The organism is Frigidibacter sp. MR17.14, assembly GCF_037095735.1.
GTDB lineage: Bacteria > Pseudomonadota > Alphaproteobacteria > Rhodobacterales > Rhodobacteraceae > Frigidibacter.
In genome coordinates this window covers 387,079-409,824 of record NZ_JBAWKD010000003.1, presented here as the reverse complement: position 1 = coordinate 409,824, position 22,746 = coordinate 387,079, and the positions used below count along the sequence as shown (strand labels likewise).

The 22,746-nt window shown below is 69.4% G+C and carries 20 protein-coding genes; 18 read left to right on the top strand and 2 right to left on the bottom strand.

What is annotated here, in order from left to right:
* Window positions 1-38 precede the first annotated feature (38 nt).
* From V8J36_RS10650 to V8J36_RS10570, 17 genes are all read left to right on the top strand, one after another.
* The gene (locus V8J36_RS10650; protein ID WP_336467559.1) at window positions 39-1,115 is read left to right on the top strand and encodes an ABC transporter ATP-binding protein; all 1,077 of its coding nucleotides are present in this window, start codon (window positions 39-41) and stop codon (window positions 1,113-1,115) included.
* Between the two features lie 722 nt (window positions 1,116-1,837).
* A complete protein-coding gene (locus tag V8J36_RS10645; protein WP_336467265.1) occupies window positions 1,838-2,752 on the top strand; it encodes a DMT family transporter in 915 nt (304 codons plus the stop codon).
* Window positions 2,753-2,877: 125 nt separating this feature from the next.
* On the top strand, window positions 2,878-3,822 hold the full coding sequence (locus V8J36_RS10640) for a DMT family transporter (RefSeq protein ID WP_336467264.1): 945 nt from the start codon (window positions 2,878-2,880) through the stop codon (window positions 3,820-3,822).
* A gap of 36 nt (window positions 3,823-3,858) precedes the next feature.
* Window positions 3,859-4,722: an ATPase gene (locus tag V8J36_RS10635; protein ID WP_336467263.1), complete on the top strand. Its 864-nt coding sequence runs from the start codon at window positions 3,859-3,861 to the stop codon at window positions 4,720-4,722.
* Window positions 4,723-4,898: 176 nt separating this feature from the next.
* The gene (locus V8J36_RS10630; RefSeq protein ID WP_336467262.1) at window positions 4,899-5,825 is read left to right on the top strand and encodes a homoserine O-succinyltransferase; all 927 of its coding nucleotides are present in this window, start codon (window positions 4,899-4,901) and stop codon (window positions 5,823-5,825) included.
* Between the two features lie 25 nt (window positions 5,826-5,850).
* On the top strand, window positions 5,851-6,780 hold the full coding sequence (locus tag V8J36_RS10625) for an alpha/beta fold hydrolase (RefSeq protein ID WP_336467261.1): 930 nt from the start codon (window positions 5,851-5,853) through the stop codon (window positions 6,778-6,780).
* 64 nt (window positions 6,781-6,844) lie between these two features.
* Entirely contained in the window at window positions 6,845-7,780 is a 936-nt protein-coding gene (gene ppk2, locus V8J36_RS10620; RefSeq protein ID WP_336467260.1) for a polyphosphate kinase 2, read from the top strand.
* Complete coding sequence (locus V8J36_RS10615) at window positions 7,773-8,393, top strand: TetR/AcrR family transcriptional regulator (RefSeq protein WP_336467259.1); 621 nt, start codon at window positions 7,773-7,775, stop codon at window positions 8,391-8,393. The genes ppk2 and V8J36_RS10615 overlap by 8 nt, the downstream gene beginning before the upstream one ends.
* A gap of 163 nt (window positions 8,394-8,556) precedes the next feature.
* Complete coding sequence (locus V8J36_RS10610) at window positions 8,557-9,165, top strand: TetR/AcrR family transcriptional regulator (RefSeq protein ID WP_336467258.1); 609 nt, start codon at window positions 8,557-8,559, stop codon at window positions 9,163-9,165.
* Window positions 9,162-10,322 (top strand): efflux RND transporter periplasmic adaptor subunit, encoded by a 1,161-nt coding sequence (locus V8J36_RS10605; protein WP_336467257.1) that lies wholly within the window; start codon window positions 9,162-9,164, stop codon window positions 10,320-10,322. Before V8J36_RS10610 ends, V8J36_RS10605 begins: the two co-directional genes overlap by 4 nt.
* A gap of 10 nt (window positions 10,323-10,332) precedes the next feature.
* The gene (locus V8J36_RS10600) at window positions 10,333-13,446 is read left to right on the top strand and encodes an efflux RND transporter permease subunit (RefSeq protein WP_336467256.1); all 3,114 of its coding nucleotides are present in this window, start codon (window positions 10,333-10,335) and stop codon (window positions 13,444-13,446) included.
* Between the two features lie 319 nt (window positions 13,447-13,765).
* On the top strand, window positions 13,766-14,983 hold the full coding sequence (locus V8J36_RS10595) for an MFS transporter (RefSeq protein WP_336467255.1): 1,218 nt from the start codon (window positions 13,766-13,768) through the stop codon (window positions 14,981-14,983).
* Between the two features lie 107 nt (window positions 14,984-15,090).
* Window positions 15,091-15,927: a phosphonate ABC transporter ATP-binding protein gene (phnC, locus tag V8J36_RS10590; RefSeq protein ID WP_336467254.1), complete on the top strand. Its 837-nt coding sequence runs from the start codon at window positions 15,091-15,093 to the stop codon at window positions 15,925-15,927.
* A gap of 61 nt (window positions 15,928-15,988) precedes the next feature.
* Entirely contained in the window at window positions 15,989-16,888 is a 900-nt protein-coding gene (gene phnD, locus V8J36_RS10585) for a phosphonate ABC transporter substrate-binding protein (protein ID WP_336467253.1), read from the top strand.
* 107 nt (window positions 16,889-16,995) lie between these two features.
* The gene (gene phnE / locus V8J36_RS10580) at window positions 16,996-17,877 is read left to right on the top strand and encodes a phosphonate ABC transporter, permease protein PhnE (protein WP_336467252.1); all 882 of its coding nucleotides are present in this window, start codon (window positions 16,996-16,998) and stop codon (window positions 17,875-17,877) included.
* Window positions 17,878-17,881: 4 nt separating this feature from the next.
* Window positions 17,882-19,222, top strand: a complete 1,341-nt coding sequence (gene phnE, locus V8J36_RS10575) for a phosphonate ABC transporter, permease protein PhnE (protein WP_336467251.1) — start codon at window positions 17,882-17,884, stop codon at window positions 19,220-19,222.
* Between the two features lie 2 nt (window positions 19,223-19,224).
* A complete protein-coding gene (locus tag V8J36_RS10570) occupies window positions 19,225-19,857 on the top strand; it encodes a chloramphenicol acetyltransferase (RefSeq protein ID WP_336467558.1) in 633 nt (210 codons plus the stop codon).
* 88 nt (window positions 19,858-19,945) lie between these two features.
* Here the strand turns inward: V8J36_RS10570 and V8J36_RS10565 are convergent, their stop codons facing one another.
* Entirely contained in the window at window positions 19,946-20,125 is a 180-nt protein-coding gene (locus V8J36_RS10565; protein WP_336467250.1) for a hypothetical protein, read from the bottom strand.
* Window positions 20,126-20,360: 235 nt separating this feature from the next.
* On the opposite strand from V8J36_RS10565, the gene doeA reads away from it, so the two are divergent.
* A complete protein-coding gene (gene doeA / locus V8J36_RS10560; RefSeq protein ID WP_336467249.1) occupies window positions 20,361-21,542 on the top strand; it encodes an ectoine hydrolase DoeA in 1,182 nt (393 codons plus the stop codon).
* Window positions 21,543-21,559: 17 nt separating this feature from the next.
* Here doeA and V8J36_RS10555 read toward each other — a convergent pair whose 3' ends face one another.
* The gene (locus V8J36_RS10555) at window positions 21,560-22,540 is read right to left on the bottom strand and encodes a nucleoside hydrolase (protein WP_336467248.1); all 981 of its coding nucleotides are present in this window, start codon (window positions 22,538-22,540) and stop codon (window positions 21,560-21,562) included.
* Window positions 22,541-22,746 lie beyond the last annotated feature (206 nt).

Below are 22,746 nucleotides of genomic sequence, written 5' to 3'. Positions count from 1 at the left end.
CAACCGCCAAGGCCACGGGACAGGCCCCGCGCCCGACGATGATCGAGTTCCGGGACGTCCACAAATACTACGGCGACTACCACGCGCTGCGCGGCATCAACGCCTCGATCCGGGCGGGCGAGTTCTTCTCGCTGCTGGGCCCTTCGGGCTGCGGCAAGACCACGCTTCTGCGCACCATCGCCGGGTTCGAGGACATCTCGTCCGGCGCCGTGCTGATCGACGGCAAGGACGCGACGCAGATCCCGGCCAACAAGCGCCCGACCAACATGGTCTTCCAGTCCTACGCGATCTTCCCGCACATGAGCGTGGCGCAGAACGTGGCCTTCGGGCTGCGCCGCGACCCCGGCTCGCGCACCGACAAGGCCCGGCGGGTCGAGGAAGCGCTCGAGATGGTGGGGCTGCGCGGCTACGGCGACCGCGCCGCGCATGCGCTGTCGGGCGGGCAGCGGCAGCGGGTGGCGCTGGCGCGCGCGCTGATCCTGAAGCCGAAGGTGCTGCTTCTGGACGAGCCGCTGTCGGCGCTCGACAAGAAGATGCGCGAGCACATGCAGGTCGAGCTGATCAAGCTGCAGCGTCAGGTCGGGATCACCTTCATCCTCGTCACCCATGACCAGGAAGAGGCGCTGGTCATGTCCGACCGGATCGCGGTGATGTTCGAGGGCCAGATCGCCCAGCTCGCCGATCCCGAGACTCTGTATCGCCGCCCGGCCTCGAAGGAGGTGGCGAATTTCATCGGCGTGATGAACTTCCTGCCCGCCGCCGTCGTGGGCGAGGCGGGGGGGCGGATCACGGTCGAGGTGCAGGGGCTCGGCCAGACCGAGATCGGCGCCGATCAGGCGCCGGGCCCGCTGACGGGCGAGGGCGCGAGCGTGGGCTTCCGGCCCGAGACGCTGACGATCCTCTACGAGGGCCAGACCGCGCCCGAGCGCGAGACCCCCGGCACCGTCGAGGAGGTCGTCTATTACGGCGACATGACTTATTACGACGTGCGTCTGGACGGGGTGGAAAAGCCGGTGCGGATCTCGATGCGCAACACGCCCGGCCGCCCGGTGCTGGACATTCGGACCCGGACCCGCGTCGCCTGGTCGCCCTCGGCGCTGGTGCTGTTCCGCTAGGCCGCCGGCCGCGGGCGGGCGGGCGGCCCGTCGCCTGACGCCGCGCGGGCCCGGTCACGAGGCGGTCTGAAAGGGACGTCTGATTCGCGCCGCAGCCTGTGCGCGGGCGCCCTATCGGCGCCGCCGCAAGCGACAGCACCGCCGCAATCGCGCCGGCGGGAGGTGCGATGGATGCGGGAACCGGGTCGCAGCCTATGCGCAGACGAGGGTGCCTTGTCGCCGCCGTCGCGATGACCGAGCGCCCGCAATCGCGCCAGTCAGGGGCGCGCCGAACGCCGGCACCGGGTCGCAGCCCATGCGACGGCGCGGGCGCCCTGTCGGCCTTGCCGCGATGACCTGACCACTGCGATCACGCCGGATGAGGCGCAGAGGACGCCGGCGCCGTGCCGCAACCTGTGAGCGGGAGCGGTCGCGCCGCAGGCGCCGCGGCGGTGACCGGACCGCGGGGGTCACGCCGACAGGGGCGCTCAAGACGCCGGCACGCGGCCGCAGCCCTTGCGCGGGCGCGGGGCGCCGCGGGGATCACCCGCGGTGTCCGGACGGCGGCGATTGCGCTGGCACGGGTGTTAGGGGCGCGGAACGACCCCCGGACCTGTCGTCTGTGGCCGCCGCCGCCCAAAGCCGCGACGGAATGTCGCTCCTGCGCTTGTGAGCACCGGCGGCGAGGTCTAAGCCTGACCCGCGAGCGGCCTTCCCCCGGCCGCGCCGAGGAGCGCCTGCCGATGTCCCACCCGTCTTCCCTTGGCGAGAGGCCCTATCTCGCCGCGCTCTGGATGCTGGGGGCGATCCTCGGGTTTTCGGCGATGGCGATGGCGGCGCGGGGGCTCAGCGACGGGATCACCACGCTGGGCACGATGTTCTGGCGCTCGGTGATCGGGATGGTGCTGGTCGCGGGCCTCGCGGTGGCGATGCGGCGCAGGGCCGAGCTGCGCCCGCAGGCGATGGGCCTGCACCTGCTGCGCAACGCCTCGCATTTCGCCGGGCAGAACGCCTGGTTCCACGCGCTGGCGATGATCCCGCTCGCGCAGCTCTTCGCGATGGAATTCTCCTACCCGATCATGGTCGCGCTGGTGGCACCGCTGCTGCTGGGCGAGCGGCTGGGCGCGGTGAAGCTGGCCAGCGCGCTGGCGGGGTTCTGCGGCATCCTGATCGTCGCGCGGCCCTTCGGCGCCGGCGGGCTCTCGCCGGGGATCCTGACCGCGCTTCTGGGGGCGGTGGGCTTCGCGGGCTCTGCCATCGTGACCAAGTGGCTGACGCGGCGGGTCAGCGTGCTGTCGGTGCTGTTCTGGATGTCGGTCCTGCAGGGGCTGATGGCGCTGCCCCTGCTGCTGGCCGCGGGCCACCCGTTCTGGCCGCAGGGGCAGGACTGGCTGATGCTGGGCCTCGTGGCGGTGGCCGGGGTGGTGGCGCACATGTCGCTGACCACCGCGCTCTCGCTCGCCCCGGCCTCGGTGGTGACGCCGATCGACTTCCTGCGGCTGCCGCTGATCGCGGTGGTGGGCGCGCTGTTCTATGCCGAGCCCTTCGACCCGATGGTGATCCTTGGCGGCGCGGTGATCTTCGCCGCGAACTGGGTGAGCCTCTATGTCGACGGCCGCCGACGGGCCGAGGCCGCGGCGCTGGCCGCGGCCACCTGACATCCCCGGGGCCGCGGCGCTGGCCGCGGCTGCCTGACATCTCCCGGCGCCGCCGCTTTGCCGCGGCGCGCCGGATCCGCAGCATCCGGGTGGCGCCCGCGCGCGCGCGCTGCCAGAAGGTCGCCATGAGCCAACGCCAGATTCCCCCCGCCGCCTGGGCGCAACTGCTGCTTCTCGCCCTGATCTGGGGCGGGTCCTTCCCCGGCAACCGCGTCGCCGTGCATGCCTTCGGCGTCGCCCCCACCGTGGCGCTGCGCGTGGGCATCGGCGCGCTGGTGATGTGGAGCGTCGTCGCCGCCCGCGGCCTGCCGCTGCCGCGCGCGCCCCGGGTCTGGGCCAGCTTCCTGCTGATGGGGTTCTTCAACAGCGCACTGCCCTTCGCGCTGATCGTCTGGGGCCAGACCCGGATCGATTCCGGGCTGGCCGCGATCCTGAACACCTCGACCGCGATCCTCGGCGTCACCGTCGCCGCCATCGCCTTCCGGGATGAACGGCTGGGCCTGCGCAAGGCCGCCGGGGTGGCGCTTGGCGTCTTCGGGGTCAGCGTCACGCTGGGGCTGCACCGGCTCGCGGCCTTCGACCCGGCCTCGATCGGCCAGCTGGCGGTTCTGGGCGCCGCGCTCAGCTATGCCTTCGGCGGTGTCATCGCGCGCCTCGCCTCGACCGGAACCGCGCCCGAGGTCTCGGCCGCCGGCATGCTGACCGGCGCGACCGTCTTCGCGCTGCCCGCCGCGCTGATCGGCGGCACCGCCGGCAGCCTGCCCGGGACGGGCGGCTTCGCCGGGGCAGGGCCGGTCGACTGGTTCGCGGTCTGCTACCTTGGCGCGGTGGCGACGGGCCTTGCCTACCTGCTGTATTTCCGGCTGATCGCGCTGGCCGGTGTCGGCAACACCAGCCTCGTGACGCTGATGGTGGCGCCGATCTCGATCCTGCTCGGGGCGCTGTTCTTCGGCGAGGCGCTGCCCGCGCGGGCCTTCGCCGGCTTCGCGCTGATCGCGGCGGGGCTCGTGACCATTGACGGGCGGCTGCTGCGCAGGAAACCCCGTGACGTCGCGCAGATGGCCCGCTAGGAACCGGCCAAGGGACCGGAAGGGAAGGCGAAGGCGATGATCTACGACAGCCGCAAGGCCTGGGAGGCGGCCGAGAACCGCCGGGTGCTGCTGTTCGGGATGTCGGGCCTTGGCAAGACCCATGTCTCGAACGCGCTGCGCGCGGCGGGCGGCTGGTTCCACTACTCGATCGATTACCGCATCGGCACCCGCTACATGGGCGAGCTGATCGCCGACAATTTCAAGCGCGAGGCGATGAAGGTGCCGCTCTTGCGCGAACTGCTGATGACCGACTCGGTCTTCATCGCCTCGAACATCACCTTCGACAACCTCGCGCCGCTCTCGACCTATCTCGGCAAGCCCGGCGACCCGGCGAAGGGCGGCCTCAGCCTGGCCGAGTACCGGCTGCGCCAGGATCAGCACCGCCGGGCCGAGATCGCGGCGCTGCTCGACACCGGCCATTTCATCGACCGCGCGCAGGCGATCTACGGCTACCCGCATTTCGTCTGCGATTCGGGCGGCTCGATCTGCGAGGTCGTCGATCCCTGGGACCCGGCCGACGCGGTGCTGACCGCGCTGTCCTCGCGCACGCTGATGGTCTGGATCGAGGGCTCCGACGCCCATACCGACGAACTCGTGCGCCGCTTCGACCGCGCCCCGAAGCCGATGTACTATCAGCCCGACTTCCTCACCGCCGCCTGGGCGGCCTACCTCGACGAGACCGGCCTGACCGAGGCCACGGTCGATCCCGATGCCTTCGTGCGCTGGACCTATGCCCGTGCGCTGGCGCACCGCCAGCCGCGCTACGCGGCGATGGCCGCGCATTGGGGCGTGAAGGTCACGGCCGAAGAGGTCGCCCGGTCGCGCGACGCGCAGGATTTCGCAGATCTCGTCGCCCTTGCCCTCGACCGGCGCGGCTGACCCGCGGCGGATGCCTCCGGCGGGGATATTTGAGCAAGTAAGAAAACGCGGCTTCTCATTGGCAGAAATATCCCGGGGGTGAATGTGCCGTGAGGCACAGAGGGGGCAGCGCCCCTTTCCCTTGAGATCGCGCGGCGCAGGGTCTATCTGCGCACACACCCTTCAGGAGACGACCGATGCCCATCACCCTTCCCGAGACGCTTCCCGCCTTCGAGATCCTCTCGAAGGAGGGCGTCATGGTGATGAGCCCCGGGCGCGCCGCCACCCAGGACATCCGGCCGCTGCGCATCGGCCTGCTGAACCTGATGCCGATGAAGATCCAGACCGAGAACCAGTTCGCGCGCCTGATCGGGGCGACGCCGCTGCAGATCGACTTCCAGCTGATCCGCATGTCGGACCACCAGTCCAAGCACACCGCGGCCGAGCACATGGAGGCCTTCTACCGCCCCTTCTCCGAGGTCGAGGCCTCGGGCGAGAAGTTCGACGGGCTGATCATCACCGGCGCGCCGATCGAGCATCTGCCCTTCGAGGAGGTCACCTACTGGGACGAGCTCTGCCGGGTCTTCGACTGGACCCAGACCCATGTGCAGTCAACCTTCGGCGTCTGCTGGGGCGGCATGGCGATGATCCACCATTTCCATCCGGGCGTGCGCAAGCATGTCTTGGACGCCAAGGCTTTCGGCTGCTTCCGCCACCAGAACCTCGCGCCGGCCTCGCCTTACCTGCGGGGCTTCTCGGATGACTTCGTGATTCCCGTCTCGCGCTGGACCGAGATGCGGCAGGACGAGATCGCGGCGGATGGCGAACTGTTGACGCTGCTGGGCTCGGACGAGGTCGGACCCTGTCTGGTCGAAGATCCGGGCCATCGCGCGCTCTACATCTTCAACCATTTCGAATACGACACCGGCACGCTGAAGCAGGAATACGACCGCGACACCGCGGCCGGAAAGCCGATCAACGTGCCCGACAACTACTATCCCTCGGACGATCCCGCGCGCCCGCCGCTGAACCGCTGGCGCAGCCATGCGCATCTTCTTTACGGCAACTGGATCAACGAGATCTACCAGTCGACCCCCTACGACCTGGCCGAGATTGGGCGCTGAGGCGCTTCCTGCCCTGATCCTCGCGGTGGCGGTCCTCGCCGCCGCGACCCCGTTCCGCGCTGCCCGGCGCGAGGCGCGCGAACGCCGCAGCCACCCGCCCGAGGGCGAATTCGTCACCGCCCGCGGCGTGCGCCTGCATGTGGTGGTGCGCGGCGAGGGCGGGCCGGGCATTCCCGACCTCGTGCTGATCCACGGCGCCTCGGGTGCTGCGCGCGATTTCACCTTCGCGCTGGCCGAGCGGCTGGCCGGACCCTACCGCCTGTTCATCCCCGACAGGCCGGGCTTCGGCTGGTCCGATCCGGCGCCGGGGCGCGAGGGGCTCGAGGCGCAGGCGCGGATCCTCAGCGCCGCGGTGACGCTTCTGGGCGCGCGCGATCCGCTGGTGCTGGGCCACAGCTACGGCGGCGCGGTGGCGCTGGCCTGGGCGGCGCGGCGGGTGGGGCCGATCTCTGGCCTCGTGCTGGTCGCGGCGCCGAGCCATGTCTGGAAGGGGGGAATGCCGCTCTTCTACCGCCTGACCTCGGCGGGCTGGGGCCAGCGACTGCTGGTGCCGCTGATCGCCGCCTGGGTGCGCCGTGCCACCCTGCGCCGCGCGGTCGAAGAGGTCTTCGCGCCCGATCCGGTGCCCGAAGGCTATTCCGCGCATTTCGGGCCGATGCTGTCGGCGACACGCGGCGTGCTTCGCTTGAATGCAAGGCAACGCAAGGCGTTGAAGGGCGAACTTCATGCTATGCCTCAGCTTTACCCGCAGCTCGACCTGCCGGTCGAGATGCTGCATGGCACGGCGGACGAGATCGTCTGGCCCTCGGTCCATGCCCAGCCGCTGGCCGCCGCGGTGCCGGGGGCGCGGCTGGTGATGCTGGAGGGGGTCGGGCACATGCCGCACCATGCGCGGCCCGCGGCGCTGGTCGCGGCGATCGACCGGGCGGCGGCCCGCGCCGAAGGGCGGGCATAAGCGCGATTGCCCCAGCCGCGCTGATCGCGATACTTGACCAAAATCCCTGAGCCGGAACCGAGACATGTCCAAGAAATCCGCCGAGCCCACGGAGGCCGCAGCCGGGGCGCCGCAGCCCGAGATCCCCTTCGTCGCAGATATCCTCGACTGGTATCACAAGGCTGCGCCGGACCCGGTGCGCAAGGCCATCGCCAAGGCCGACGAGAAGCAGATCCTCGACCCGGCCTATCCCTATGCCAAGGTGCTGAAGGGCAAGGTCTACGACGCCGAGATGGAGATGCTGCAGGTCGAGCTGGTGCGGATGCTCGCCGGGATGCGCGCCGCCGGCGGCCGGCTGGTCGTGCTGTTCGAAGGGCGCGACGCGGCCGGCAAGGGTGGCACCATCGGGGTGATCCGCCAGAACCTCAACCCGCGCTCGGCCTATATCGTCGCTCTGCCGAAGCCCGACGAGCGCGAGGCGGGGCAGTGGTATTTCCAGCGCTATGTCGACTGGCTGCCCGCCAGGGGCGAGGTCGCGCTGTTCGACCGCAGCTGGTACAACCGTGGCGTGGTCGAGAAGGTCTTCGACTTCTGCACCCCGGAAGACCGCGCGAGGTTCTTCCGCCAACTGCCTGATTTCGAGAACACTCTGGTCGACGAGGGCATCACCCTGGTCAAGATCTGGCTCGAGGTCGGCCGGGCCGAGCAGACGCGCCGCTTCCTCGACCGCGCCAAGGACCCGCTGAAGCAGTGGAAGCTGAGCTGGATCGACGTCGAGGGGCTGAAACGCTGGGACGCCTATTCCGAGGCGATCCACGAGACGCTGATCCGCAGCCATTCCACGATCTCGCCCTGGACGGTGATCCTGTCCGAGGACAAGCGCCGCGCGCGGCTGGCGGCGATCCGGGCGATCCTGAACGCGGTCGACTATCCGGGCCGCGATCTGGCGAAGATCGGCAAGCCCGATCCGGCGATCTGCGGCGGGCCCGAGATCCTCGCGGGACGCGAGGCGAATGGCTAAGCAGGGCTATCATCACGGCAACCTGCGCCAGGCGCTGGTCGATGCCGCGCTGAGACGGATCGAGGCGCAGGGCCCTTCGGGCTTCACGCTGTCCGAAGCGGCGAAGGACGCGGGCGTGACCCCGGCGGCGGTCTATCGCCATTTCGCCGGCCGGGACGACCTGATCGCCGAATGCGCGCGGCAGGGATTCGCGATCTTCGCCGACCTGATCGACCACGCCTGGAACGACGGCCGGCCCTCGACGCTGGCCGCCTTCGAGGCGACGGGGCGCGCCTACCTAGCCTTTGCCCGCAAGTTTCCGGGCCATTACGTTGCGATGTTCGAAAGCGGCATCTCGACACGGCATTCGCCGGAACTGGCGGCGGTCGCGCAGCGCAGCCAGTCGGTGCTGAACCGCGCCGCCGCCGCGCTGACCGAACATCTGCCCGAAGACCGCCGCCCGCCGGCCTCGATGGTCGCGGCCCATATCTGGGCGATGAGCCACGGCGTGGTCGAGCTGTTCGCCCGCGGCACTCCCGGCGCGCGCGGGCCCTTCGCGCCGGAAGACCTGCTGGAGGCCGGCATCGGCATCTACATGCGCGGCATGGGCCTGCTGCCCGCCGATAGCCCCTGAGGCGCCGGACCCCGCCCAGAAATGCGGCACTGCGGCATATCGGTGACGATACAGCCGTCTTTTTTGCGTCCGCCGGCGGAAAATGCATCGGTCCCCGTTGAAAACGGCCGCGCGAAATCATACTCGAACGTTCAGTTGGAAATTAACGAACGAGTGACCCGGCATGGGCCGCAGGCGCAGCATCGATCGCGAGACGCTGATGACGGCCATCGAGCAGGTGGTGCGCCAGCACGGCCTGTCGGGCCTGTCGATCGACGCCGTGGCGCGCGAGGCCGGGATCTCGAAATCGAGCGTGATCTATGATTTCGAGAACAAGGCGGCCCTTCTGGCCGAGTTCACCCGGTCCCGCATCGGCCGCCACCGCGCCGCGCAGGCCGAGGCCTGCGCTGCCGCGCCCGAGGGCCGCGACCGCTGGCTGCGCGGGCTTCTGGACTGCGCGCGAAAGCCGCCTTCGGACGATGACGTCGCCACGGCGATGATCCTGTCGGCCGGGGTGGCCGCGCATGACGAATGCCGCGCCGTGGTCCGCGACTGCGTGACCGACGACCTCGAACGCATCACCGCAGAGGCCGGCGACAAAGACGCCGCCCTTCTTGCTTACCTGGCCTTCTTCGGCCTGAAATCGCTGGAGCATTTCGGCTTCCGCGAGATCGACCCCGCTTTCCGCAACCGCTGCCTCGACCTGATCGGGGCGCAGATCCAGCCCGATGCCGCGGGCGGGGCAGAGCCCGTCTGCCCCGCCGGCCCTCCGTCTTCCGAAGGTATTCGATGACCCGTCTTCTTCCCTCTCTCGCCATCGGCCTCGGCCTGTTCGCCGCCCCGGCACTGGCCCAGCAGCAGATGCCGCCGGCCCCGGTCAGCTTCATCGAGATCAAGCCCGAACCGCTGCCCATCGTGAACGACCTGCCGGGCCGGATCTCGGCCACGCGGCTGGCCGAGGTGCGCCCGCAGGTCTCGGGCATCGTCGAGGAGCGCGTCTTCGAGCAGGGCAGCGCCGTGCATGCGGGCGACGTGCTCTACAAGATCGACCCGCGGCCGTTCCAGGCGCGGCTCGCCTCGGCGCAGGGCACGCTGCAGCGCGCCCAGGCCGCGCAGCAGAACGCGCGGCTGGACGCCGACCGGCAGGCCGAGCTGCGCCAGCGCAACGTCGCGGCCGGCACCGCCTACGAGAACGCGATCACCACGCTGGCGCAGGCCGATGCCGATGTCGCCGTGGCGCAGGCCTCGCTGCAGGAGGCGCAGCTGAACGTCGACTACACGCAGGTGAAGGCGCCGATCGACGGCACCATCGGCCGCGCGCTGATCACCGAGGGCGCGCTGGTCACCGCGCAGACCGACGTGATGGCGACGATCCAGCAGCTCGACCCGGTCTATGCCGACTTCACCCAGTCCTCGAGCCAGGTGCTGGCGCTGCGCCGCGCGCTGGAGGCCGGGCAGCTGTCGGCCACTGCGCCGGGCGAGGCCGAGGTGCACCTGTATTACGACGACGGCACCGCCTATGAGCATGCCGGGCGGCTGCTGTTTTCGGAGGCAACGGTCGACAGCACCACCGGGCAGGTGACGCTGCGGGGCGAATTCCCCAATCCCGACGGGCACCTGCTGCCCGGTCTTTACGTGCGCGTCCGCATCGAGCAGGCCGTGCGTCAGGACGCGATCGCGATCCCGCAGATGTCGGTCGCCCGCGACAACCAGGGCGGTGCGCAGGTCTATGTGATCGGCGCCGATGACACCGTCGCCGTCCGCCCGGTGAAGCTGGGCAGCACGCTGGAGGACGGGCGCTGGGTGGTCGAAGAGGGGCTGGCCCCCGGCGACCGCGTCGTGGTCGAGGGGCTGATGAAGGTCTATCCGCAGGCCAAGGTCGTGCCCTCGCCCTATGATCCCAAGGCCGCCGCCGCAGCTAAGCCTGCCGCGGACCAGCCGAAGAACTGAAGGCGGACCCATGTCGCAATTCTTCATTGTCCGCCCGGTCCTGGCCTGGGTGATCGCCATCTTCATCGTCATCGCGGGGGCGCTTGCGCTGCCGCAGATGCCGATCGCGCAATATCCCCAGGTCGCGCCGCCGCAGATCCAGATCTCGGCGGTCTATACCGGCTCGTCCCCCACCGAGATGTACCAGTCCGTCGCCCAGCCGATCGAGGAAGAGCTGAACGGCATCGACGGCATCGTCTATTTCGAAAGCACCTCCGACGTCTCGGGCTCGGTCTCGATCACCGCGACCTTCGCGCCGGGCACTGACGTGTCGACCGCGCAGGTCGACGTGCAGAACGCCATCGCGCGCGTCGAGCCGGTGCTGCCCTCGTCGGTCGTCGACCAGGGCATCCAGGTCGAAGAGGCGGGCACGGGCTTCCTGATGTTCGTCATGCTGAAGTCCGACGACGGCTCGATGGATGCGACGCAGCTTGGGGATTACGCCACGCGCAACGTGCTGGGCGAGCTGCGCCGCATCGACGGTGTCGGGCGCGCGCAGGCCTTCTCGTCGGAAAAGGCGATGCGGGTCTGGATCGATCCCGACAAGCTGACCGGCTACAGCCTGTCGACCGCCGACATCGCCACCGCGATCCGCGCGCAGAACGCGCAGGTCGCCGCCGGCCAGATCGGCGCGACGCCGAACCCGGTGGGCCAGCAGCTGACCGCGACCGTGCTGGTCAAGGGTCAGCTGCAGGACCCCGACGCCTTCGAGGACATCGTGCTGCGTGCCAACCCGGACGGCTCGACCGTGCGGCTGGGCGACGTGGCCCGCGTCGAGGTCGGCTCGGAAACCTACAGCTTCTCGAGCTGGCTGAACGGCCAGCCGGCGGCCGGCATCGGCATCCAGCAAAGCTCGGACGGCAACGCGCTGGACACTTCGGCCGCGGTGCAGGCGAAGATGGAGGAGCTGAGCCAGTTCTTCCCGCCGGGCATGAGCTATGCGATCCCCTACGACACCTCGCCCTTCGTGGCCGCGTCGATCGAGAAGGTGCTGCACACGCTTCTGGAAGCCGTGGCGCTGGTCTTCGTGGTGATGTTCATCTTCCTGCAGAACTTCCGCTACACCGTGATCCCGACGATCGTCGTGCCGATCGCGCTGGCGGGCACCATCGCGGTGATGCTGGTCGCGGGGTTCTCGATCAACGTGCTGACCATGTTCGCGATGGTGCTGGCCATCGGCATCCTCGTCGATGACGCCATCGTCGTGATCGAGAACGTGGAACGGATCATGGCCGAAGAGGGGCTGGCCCCGCGGGAGGCCACGCAGAAGGCGATGGGCCAGATCCAGTCGGCCATCGTCGGCATCACGCTGGTGCTGGCGGCGGTGTTCATCCCGATGGCGTTCTTCCCCGGCTCTACCGGGATCATCTATCGCCAGTTCGCGCTGACGATGGTGGTGTCGATCCTGTTCTCGGCCTTCCTCGCGCTGACCCTGACGCCGGCGCTCTGCGCCACCTTCCTGAAGCCGGTCACCGGCCATCACGAGCGCAAGGGCATCTTCGGCTGGTTCAACCGCGGCTTCGACCGCATGACGCGGCGCTATGCCGGCGGCGTGCGCGGGCTGACGCGGCGCTCGGGGCTGGTGATGGTCGTCTACCTCGCGATCGTGGGCTATGTCGGCTATGCCTTCACCGGCCTGCCGTCGTCCTTCCTGCCGAACGAGGATCAGGGCTTCATCATCACCGACCTGCAGGCGCCGCCCGCGGCCTCGACCCAGCGCACCGACGCGGTGGTGCAGGGCGCGCTGGGCGTCTTCCAGTCGATGGAAGAGGTCGAGAACGTCGTGGGCATCCGCGGCTTCAGCTTCTCGGGGCAGGGGCCGAACGCGGCGCTGATGTTCATCACCTTCAAGGACTGGGCCGACCGTGCCCGTTCCGCCACCGAGATCGCGGGGCAGGCCAACGGCATGCTCTACGGGCTGAAGGACGCGCGGGCCTTCGCGCTGAGCCCGCCGCCGATCCCGGGCTTCGGCACCACCGGCGGATTCTCGTTCCGGCTTCAGGACCGGGGCGGGAACGGCCAGCAGGCGCTGATGGCGGCGGCCAACCAGCTGATCGCCGAGGCCGGCAAGGGCGGCATCGCTGTGGGCCTGCGCGTCGAGGGCATGCCCGCCGCGGCGCAGGTCAACCTGACCATCGACCGCGACAAGGCCCAGACCTTCGGCGTGGCCTTCGCCGACATCGCGACCACGGTATCGAACGCCTTCGGCTCGCAATATGTCAACGACTTCCCGAACCAGGGACGGCTGCAGCGCGTGGTGGTGCAGGCCGAGGACATGGCCCGGAAATCGCCCGAGGACATCCTGAAGCTGACCGTGCGCAACGATCAGGGCGGCATGGTGCCGTTCTCGTCCTTCGCCTCTGTCAGCTGGAGCCAGGGCCCGAGCCAGGTCGTGGGCTACAACGGCTATCCCGCGATCCGCATCGCGGGGCAGGCGGCGCCGGGGCACAGTTCGGGCGAGGCGGTGGCCGAGATGCAGCGCCTTGCCGGCGAGCTGCCCGCGGGCTTCGCCTATGAATGGACCGGCCAGACGCTGGAAGAGATCTCGTCCGGGAACACCTCGACGATCCTCTTCGCGATGAGCATCGTCTTCGTGTTCCTGCTGCTGTCGGGGCTTTACGAAAGCTGGTCGATCCCGCTGGCGGTCATGCTGGTGGTGCCGCTGGGGGTGCTGGGCTCGATCCTTGCGGTGATGCTGCGCGACATGCCGAACGACGTCTACTTCAAGGTCGGCCTGATCGCGATCATCGGCCTGTCGGCGAAGAACGCGATCCTGATCGTGGAATTCGCCAAGGACCTGCGGCAGGAGGGGATGACGCTGCTCGAGGCCGCGGTCGAGGCCTGCCGCCTGCGGTTCCGCCCGATCCTGATGACCTCGATGGCCTTCACGCTGGGCGTGGTGCCGCTGGCCATCGCCACCGGCCCTTCGGCCGCCTCGCAGAACGCGATCGGCACCGGGGTGATCGGCGGCATGATCTCGGCCACCATCCTTGCGGTGTTCTTCGTGCCGGTGTTCTTCGTCTTCGTCCTCTACTGGATCGAGCGGATCACCGGCCGCAAGATCGAGGGCGCGCACCACCACTGAGCCCCGGGCAACCAGCCGGGACGGTTCGGGCCCTCCGCCATGCGGGGGGCCCTTCGCGTTTCGGGGCGCCGGTCCGGGCGGATCCGCCCATGCGCATGCGTCCCGGCGTATCGGGTGGCCAGCGATTAGAGGCACAAACTTTGCTGCAACTGCATCAAATCTCTTGTGCGACCCAATCGAACCGACTAGTTTAGTGACGTAGCACCAAATCCCACGAACCGCCCCGCACGGGGTCACCGCGCCACGCGCCGCGCCCCCGTCGGGTCGGGCCCCTGTCTGGCGGTGCCCCGGCCGCGGTTCGCTCCGCAAGGAAGTCCCGATGACCACCTCTTCCCAGACGGCCGTTTCCGCCGGTCCCGGCACGGCCGTCACCGTCACCGTCCTGCTTGTCGCCTCGATGACGGTGATGGCGAATGCGACGATCTCGCCCTCGCTGCCCGGGCTGAAAGAGCATTTCGCCGACACCCCCGGCATCGACACGCTGGCGGGGCTGATCCTGACGCTGCCCTCGGCCTCGGTCATCCTTGCCGCGGGCCTGTTCGGCTGGGCGGCGGACCGCTGGAACCGGCTGGCGCTGCTGGTCTTCTCGTTGGTCTGCTACGGCTTGGGCGGCGCCTCGGGGCTGGTCGCGCAGTCGCTGACCGAGCTTCTGGCCGGGCGCGCGCTGCTGGGTCTGGGCGTCGCGGGGTCGATGACGCTGGCGATGGCCTATGCGACCGACTTGTGGCACGGGCCGGCGCGGGCGCGCTACATGGGCCTGCAGGGCGCGGCGATGTCGGGCGGCGGGGTCGTCGTGATGGTGCTGGGCGGTCTTCTGGCCTCGTTGCACTGGCGGGGGGCCTTCGCGGTCTACCTGATCGCGCTGCCGATCGCGCTGGCGGCGCTGCTGCTGCTGCGGCCCCATACCGCGCGCCGCGGCGCGCTGGCCTCGGGCGTGCAGGCCGGCGAGACGGCCGAGGGCGGCTTCCCCTGGGGCCTCTTCGCCTTCACCGGCGGGCTGGCCTTCGTCTTCATGTCCACCTTCTACATGATGCCCACGCGCATGCCCTTCCGGCTGGCCGAGATGGGCGTGACCGACAGCGCCTTCACCGGCATGATCATGGCCGGCATGATGCTGGCCGCGACGCCGGGGGCGCTGTTCTACGGGCGGATCCGCCAATATGCCTCGGCGATGACGGTCTTCGCGACCAGCTTCGCGCTGATGGCCTCGGGCTTCCTGCTGATCTCGCAGACCGCAAGCCTGCCGCTGTCGATCCTGGGCGTGATGATCACCGGCCTTGGCATCGGGCCGTCGATGGCCAACTACACCACCTATTTCCTGAACCGGGTGCCCGCGAACCAGCGCGGCCGCGCGGCGGGGATGCTGACCACCGCCTTCTTCGTGGGCCAGTTCTCGTCGCCGCTGGTTTCGGCCCCTCTGGTCAAGGCCTTCGAGATCCAGGGCGCCTTCCTGGTGCTGGCGGCGGTGATGGCGGCGATCTCGCTGGGCCTCTTCGGGCGGGTCGCGCGGGCCGGGGGGCTTCTGGCCGAGGCGTGACGCGTCCCGTCGGGCGTCATCCGCGCCTGTCGCAAAACTTTCAGCAAACCGACTCTTCCGCGTGACCGACGCGGCCTACTCCGGCCCCAGCAGCAAGCGGGGGCCGGATGCTCATTTCAGTCGAGGGTGTGACCAAGGATTTCGGGCGCGGTCCTGCCGTGGACAACGCCACCTTCCAGGTCGACCGCCCGATGATGATCGGGATCATCGGCCGCTCGGGCGCCGGCAAGTCGACCTTCCTGCGGATGATGAACCGGCTGACCGACGCGACCTCTGGCCGGCTGATGGTCGAGGGCCGCGACGTGCTGGCGCTGCAGGGCGCGGCCAAGCGCGTTTGGCAGGCCGATTGCGCGATGGTCTTCCAGCAGTTCAATCTGGTGCCGCGGCTCGACGTGGTGTCGAACGTGCTGCACGGGCTTCTGAACCGCCGTGGCACGCTGGCGACGCTGTTCAACGTCTGGTCCAGGGACGACATCCTCAAGGCCATCGACATCCTCGACCGGCTCGGCATCGCCGAACAGGCCCCGAAACGGGCCGAGGCGCTGTCGGGCGGCCAGCAGCAGCGCGTGGCGATCGCCCGCGCCGTCATGCAGGACCCGAAGGTGATCCTTGCCGACGAACCCATCGCCTCGCTCGACCCGATGAACGCCCAGATCGTCATGGAGACGCTGCGGCGCATCCATGAAGAGGACGGGCGCACCGTCATCGCGAACCTGCACACGCTCGACACCGCGCGGCGCTATTGCGACCGGGTGATCGGGATGCGCGCGGGGCGGATCGTCTTCGACGGCACGCCCGACCTGCTGACCACCGCCGCCGCGCGCGAGATCTACGGCGCCGACGCGAGTTTCTCGGAAGCCGCGACCTCGACCTCGATCGAGGCGCTGGAAGCCCCGCCGCACCAGGCGGATGGCACCTACGCCCAGCGGATGCTGGCGGACTGACCCCTTCCTGCCGTCCGGCGGGGACCGGCGGCAGGGCGAACCCCTCCCCAGGAGATAAGCCATGAAGGCCATTATCGCTGCCGCGCTGGTTTCGACCGCGCTCGTCTCGACCGCCCAGGCCCAGGACATCAAGGGCTTCAACATCGGCATCCTCGGCGGCGAGAACGCCCAGGACCGCCTGAACTCGAACGAGTGCTACCGCAAGAAGATCGAGGACGCGCTGGGCGTTCCGGTCAAGGTCTTCACCCCCGCCGACTATGACGGCGTGATCCAGGGCCTGCTGGGCGGCACCATCGACATGGCGTGGATGGGCGCCTCGGGCTATGCCAAGGTCTACCTGACCGACGCCAAGGCGGTGGAGCCGGTGCTGGTCAAGCAGAACCTCGACGGCTCGATCGGCTACTACTCGATCGGCATCGCCCGCAAGGACAGCGGCATCACCGACATGGCGACCGGCAAGGGTAAGGTCATCGGCTTCGGCGACCCGAACTCGACCTCGGGCTACCTGATCCCGAACGTGGAACTGACCCAGTCGGGCATCGCCATGCAGCCGGGCCAGTACTTCAAGGACGTGAAGTTCACCGGCGGCCACGAGCAGACCATCGTCGCGGTCAACAACGGCGACGTGGATCTGGGCGTGACTTGGGCCGACGGCCTGGGCAACTGGGAAGACGGCTACAACTCGGGCGCGCTGCGCAAGGCCGTGGATGCGGGGCTCGTCGACATGAACGACCTCGTGCAGGTCTGGAAGTCGAAAGAGATCCCGGAAGGCCCGATGGTCATCCGTTCGGCCCTGCCGGCGGACGTGAAGGCCAAGGTCACCGAGCTGACCGCCAACCTCTGGGAAGAGGACGCCAAATGCGCCTATGGCGTGGCCGGCGGCGACGCCAAGGACTTCATCCCGGTGAAGCACGAGCAGTACCAGTCGATCATCGACGCCCGCAAGATGTCGGGCAGCTGATCGCCTTAGCGAACCTGACGGGCGGGTGCCTTCCGGCCCCGCCCGTTTTCATGCCTGCGCCGAGGGGGGCGGCGAAGGCGGCGCAGAAGACCGAGGCGGGGGCCGAGATGGCAGAGACCACGAGCGACATCCATCGCAGCGAGGGCGTCCGCGGCCTTGTCGCGATCCGCGAGGACTACCTCGCCCAGACGCGCCGCAAGCGGGTCTATTCCACGGTCCTGATCGCGCTGTTCGTGGCGATGATGGCCGCGGGCTTCGACCTGGCCGATGGGCGCAATGCCGGCGGCTTCTGGTCCGGCCTGCACCGGGTCTTCGACTTCCCGACCGAACTTCTGGCCGAGGCCTGGGAAAAGCGCGCGGCGCTTCCCGGCAACATGGTCACCTACTTCCCGGCGCTGGTCGAGACGATCAACATCGCCGCGGTCTCGACCCTTGTGGGCGCGATGCTGGCGGGGCTGATCTCGCTGCTGGCGACGCCGGGACTTGCACCCTGGCCACAGGCCGTGCCGGTGTTCCGCCGGCTGCTCGACCTCTGCCGGGCGATGCCCGAGATCGTCATCGCACTGATGCTGATCTTCGTGCTGGGCGGCGGCCCGGTGCCGGCGATGATCGCCATCTGCTTCCATACCGTCGGCGCGCTGGGCAAGCTGTTCTCGGAAGTGAACGAGAACGCCGACCCGAAACCGGTCGAGGGGCTTTTGTCCACCGGCGCGCGCTGGGGCCAGCGCATGGGGCTGGCGATGCTGCCGCAGGTCGCGCCGAACTGGCTGAGCTACGCGCTGCTCCGTTTCGAGATCAACGTCCGCGCTTCGGCGATCCTCGGTTTCGTGGGCGCGGGCGGCATCGGCTACGAGCTGAAGATCGCGATCGGCTGGGGGCAGGGCCGTTATGACGCCGCCGCGGCCGTTTTCCTGCTGCTGTTCCTGACCATCGTGGTGATCGACCAGGGGTCGAGCGCGCTGCGCAACCGCCTTGTGAAGGGGGAGTGAGCCGATGACCGCCACGCTTGCCCAAGGCGCATTGCCCGAAGTCCGCACCGAGGTCATGGCCCGCATGACCCGCCGCCGGCTGATGTCCTTCGCGGTCCCGGCCGCGGTGCTGACCTACCTCGTCTATGCGCTGTTCGCCTTCAACCTGCCGGAACTGCTGGGCAAGGCGCGGTGGGAGAACGGCGCCACGCTGATTTCGGACAGCTACAGCTACAAGACCCATGTCACGCGCGAGAACCGCTCGGGCGAGGTCGGCGTCGCCATCGAGGGCGAGCGCAAGGGCACCTATGCCAATCCCGCGCAATGGCCCGACTGGGTGCGCGAGGACGCGGGCGTGACCGATGTCGCGCTGAAGGACGGTGCCGGCGTGCGCATCGCGCCCGAGGACGTGCGGATGGTGCTGCCGGGCTATGGCACGCTGGTGATCGTGCCGGAACGCTCGGGCATCACGATCACCGCGCCTGAGGGCAAGGCGCTGCCGGACTATGTTTCTGCCTCGAACACCCGGGTGCAGGTGACCGCGCCCGAGGGGCGGCTGACGGTGACCAAGGCCAAGACCGAGGTCTTCCGCTATTCCTACGGCTGGGAGCTGTGGTTCTTCGACCTCGAAAGCCCGTTCCACTTCATGAGCTGGGGCCAGATCGGGCAGGCGCTGGTGTCGGGACAGGAGCTGCGGCCGGGCATGTCGAACCTGTCGGCGATGCTGCAGGACTTCTGGAACAACGGGATGTGGCAGCACGGCCGGGTCTTCGGCGCGATGCTGGAGACATTGCTGATGGCCTTCCTCGGCACGATGGGGGGCGCGCTGATCGCGCTGCCGCTGGCGTTCCTCGCGGCCAGAAACTTCTCGGTCCTGCCGGTGCGGTTCGGGGTGCGGCGGGTCTTCGACTTCCTGCGCGGCGTCGACGGGCTGATCTGGACGATCATCCTGTCCCGCGCCTTCGGGCCCGGGCCGCTGACCGGGGCGCTCGCGATCCTGATCACCGACACCGGCAGCTTCGGGAAGCTGTTCTCGGAAGCGCTCGAGAACATCGACGGCAAGCAGGTCGAGGGGCTGCGCTCGACCGGCGCCGGCACGCTGCAACGGAACCGCTGGGGCGTGATCCCGCAGGTGGCGCCGGTGATCCTGAGCCAGGTGCTGTATTTCCTGGAATCGAACACCCGTTCGGCCACGGTGATCGGGGCGATCGTCGGCGGCGGCATCGGGCTTCTGCTGACTCAGGCGCTGATCACCCAGAAGGACTGGGAAGAGGTCGCCTATTTCATCACCCTGATCCTTCTGATGGTGATGGCGATGGACTGGCTTTCCGGCAAGATCCGCCGGCGCCTGATCAAGGGGGAATGAGCGTGCCGAAACTGTCCGCAGAGCATCCGCTGATCCACGCCGGCGCCGAGGTCTTCAATTCCACGCTGGGCCGGTTCTGCGAGGTGGGCGAGGGCGCGCGGCTGCTGAACTCGGCCCTTGGCGACTACAGCTATTGCGAGCGGCTCTGCGACATCGCCAACACCGAGGTCGGCAAGTTCGCCAACATCGCGGCGATGGTGCGGATCGGGCCGACCGACCATCCGATGACCACGGCGAGCCTGCACCACTTCCTGTACCGCTCGGGCGACTACTGGGAAGATGCGGGGCGGGACGAGGCCTTCTTCGCCGCCCGCGCCGCCCGGCGTACGGTGATCGGCCATGACACCTGGATCGGGCACGGCGCCATCGTGAAGCCCGAGGTGACGGTGGGCCACGGCGCGATCGTGGCCTCGGGCGCGGTGGTGACGAAGGACGTGGCGCCCTACATGATCGTCGCCGGGGTACCTGCGGTGCCGCTGCGGGCACGGTTCAGCGCGCCGGCGGCCGAGCGGCTGATGGCGCTGGCCTGGTGGGACTGGGATCACGAGCGGCTGCGGGCGGCGCTGGACGATTTCCGCGCGCTGCCGGTCGAGGCCTTCCTGGAGCGCTATGAGCGCGCGGCGGTCGGCGCCTGAGGGCACGCGACCGAACGTTGTCAGGACCCGCCCCGAAGGGCGCGACCGGGCGCTGGTGGGTCCGCGCCCGAGGGCGCGCGGCCGGGCGTCAGTGGGTCAGCGGCTGGTCCACCGCCGCGGCGGCGAGGGCGGCGCGCTGGGGCGTGCCGGCATCTGCCGCGAACCAGCTTTTCGGCACGAACAGGAAGACCATGACCGCCACATAGGCAACGGCGAAGACGCCCAGCGCGAGGGCATTGGTCCGGGGCGAGCGCGGGTTCGCGAACATGGCAGTGTCCTTTCCTTGCCCGATTTTTCCGCAGTGCGGCGGAATCATGGGCATCTTGTTAACCCAAGACATCTCTACCGGATTTGTCGTGATAAGTCCTTCCTGAAGTCACGAAGACTGCGGAAAACTGTCCCGATGCCGCCGGGTTTCGGCGACCGTTCGCCTGCGGCGCCGCGGCAGGTGACAGCCGCCGCGGGATCGGTCATCCCTTGGGCATGAGCCGCAAGGAGATGCCATGCCCGCTCCCGTCCTGCATTTCGACGCCGCCGAATTCGACGCCCGCCTCGACAGGGCCCGCCAGTCGATGGAGGCCGCGGGCCTCGATGCGCTGGTGATCGCCGACCCGTCGAACATGTATTGGCTGACCGGCTATGACGGCTGGTCCTTCTATGTCCATCAATGGGTTGTGCTGCCGATCATTGGCGAGCCCTTCTGGTTCGGCCGCCCGATGGATGCCGCCGGCGCCCTGCGCACCGCCTGGCTGCCCGAGGCGGACGTGCTGTCCTACCCCGAAGCCTGCGTGCAGAATCCCGACGACCACCCGGCCACCCATCTGGCGCGGGCGATGGTCGCGCGCGGGCTGCGGCTGGCGCGGATCGGGGTCGAGATGGACAATTATTATTACACCGCCGCCGCAGATGCCGCGCTGCGCGCCGGCCTGCCCGAGGCGCGCATCAAGGATGCGACCGGGCTGGTGAACTGGTGCCGGGCGGTGAAATCCCCGCGCGAGCTCGACTACATGCGGATGGCCGGGCGCATCGTCGGGGCGGCCCATGCCCGCATCCTCGAGGTCTGCGAGCCGGGCGTGCCCAAGTCCACCGTCGCGGCCGAGATCCTGAAGACCCTGACCATGGGTGTCGACGGCGAGGCGGGGGACTACACCGCGATCGTGCCGATGCTGCCCTCGGGCTCGGACGCGGCCGCGCCGCACCTGACCTGGGACGCGAGGCCCCTGCAGGCGGGCGAGGGCACCTTCTTCGAGATCGGCGGCTGCTATCGGCGCTATCACTGCCCGCTGTCGCGCACCCTGTTCCTGGGCCAGCCCACCGACGCCTTCCTGCGCGCCGAGGAGGCGACGCTGGAGGGGATGGAGGCGGGGCTGGCGGCGGCGAAGCCCGGCAATACCTGCGGCGACATCGCGCGCGCCTATTTCGCGGTGCTCGCGAAGCACGGGATCGAGAAGGAAAGCCGCGCGGGCTATGCCGTCGGGGTCAGCTATCCGCCGGACTGGGGCGAGCGGACGATGTCGATCCGTCCGTCCGACACCTCGGTGCTGCAGCCGGGGATGACCTTCCATTTCATGACCGGCCTGTGGATGGCGGACATGGGTTTCGAGATCACCGAAACCGTCGCGATCACCGAGACCGGCCACGAGCTGCTGGCCGATGTGCCGCGCAAGCTGTTCGTGAAGGCCTGACCCTCAGGCGCGCGCGCTTACACCCGCGCGCCCTGGCGGCGCGCGGAGGGTTCTTCGATCGCGGCCACGGCAAGGCCGGTGAGGAACAACTCTCGCACCATGTCGGGCGTGGTCGAGGTGGCGATCATCGTGTTCGGCGGCTTCACGTAGGACCGCCATTCGACGACCGTCATCCCGCGGGTGAGCTTGCCCTGCAGCTCGCAATCCACCGCGACCGGGTGGAACAGCACCGTCGAGGGGTCCATCAACGCCGCCGCCGCGACCGGGTCGTAGAGCGGCATCGGCCGGCGGCCCAGCGGGTCGGGCGTGCGCGCATAGGCGTCGAGCATGTCGGCCAGGATCTCGGCCCGCGGGCCGCCCATGGCGCGGATCAGCTCGGCATCGACGATGGTGACGGTGACCTGCTTGCAGGTGTCGAGCCCGATCATCCCCCATTCGACACCCGAATCGCAGACGATCTGCACCGCTTCGGGATCGGCATAGGCGTTGCATTCGGCCGCGGCGGTCTGGTTGCCGGCACCGGCCGAGCCACCCAGCCAGAGCAGGCGGAACTTCTTCGCAAGCTCGGGGTGCTGGGTCAGCAGTTCGGCGATGTTGGTCAGTGGCCCGAGCGCGAGGATCGTGCGGCCGCCCTCGCGGATCCATTCGGCCATGGCGCCGACCGCGTCACGGCTGTCGATCGAGCCCGCGACCGGCGGCAGGTAGTTGCGGCCGCCGGGCAGCCCGGTCTCGCCGGGGGCGAAATAGGGCTCGATCGGGTCGCCGGACAGGGCGTTGGCGGCCCCGGCATGGATCGGGAAGGACCAGCCGAAATGCTCGGCCGCCGACAGCGCGTTGCGGATGACCTGGTCGAGCACGGTGTTGCCGGCGACCAGCGAGATCCCGTCGATGCGGGTCGAGCGGGCGCGGATCAGCAGCACCGCCGCGAGGTCGTCGAACCCCATGTCGGTGTCGATCCAGAGCCGTTCGGGGGGGACGGGGGCAAAACGCTCGGTCATCGCGCGGGTCCTGCGGCAACCCCGCCGAGGGTACCGCCGCGGGGGCGGCGGGCGATGCGGGGGGCGGCGAGGGGTGTCGGCGGTGTCGCCACGGGCGTTCTGTCCTCTCTTCCAGGTCGGCCCCGGCTTCTGCCGGGGGTGCGGACGCGGCGGGGACGCCGCGTCGCGATGCTGCAATTCGCGCAATGATGGCGCGGGTGCGGGGC